The organism is Pseudomonas sp. EA_65y_Pfl1_P113, assembly GCF_963970525.1.
In the GTDB taxonomy this organism is placed as follows: Bacteria; Pseudomonadota; Gammaproteobacteria; order Pseudomonadales; family Pseudomonadaceae; genus Aquipseudomonas; species Aquipseudomonas tritici.
Genome location: NZ_CAXAQM010000719.1, coordinates 1 through 309, shown reverse-complemented (window position 1 = coordinate 309; position 309 = coordinate 1). Strand labels below are relative to the sequence as shown.

1 pseudogene is annotated in these 309 nt (G+C 57.6%); it reads left to right on the top strand.

Features of this window, described 5'->3' with window-relative positions:
- Positions 1-14: 14 nt before the first annotated feature.
- Positions 15-309 (top strand): annotated as a pseudogene (locus tag AACY52_RS31885) (group II intron reverse transcriptase/maturase); the annotation flags it as partial.

The window sequence follows — 309 nt, the reverse complement described above, 5'->3', positions numbered from 1 at the left end:
GAAGGAATAAGGGCATGCAGTTCACGGCTTTGCTGCACCACGTTACACCGCAATTACTGGCGCAGAGCTTTTATGCCCTGCGCCGGGATGCAGCGGTGGGCGTGGACGGCATGTCGTGGCGAGAGTATGAGGAAGGTCTTCTCCAGCGGGTGAACGATTTGCACGCAAGGCTTCACAGTGGAGCCTATCGGGCAACGCCGTCGCGACGGGTCTATATTCCCAAAGCCGACGGTAGGCTGCGCCCGCTGGGCATTGCCTCTCTGGAGGATAAGATCGTACAACAAGCAGTTGTCACTGTTCTGAATGCGA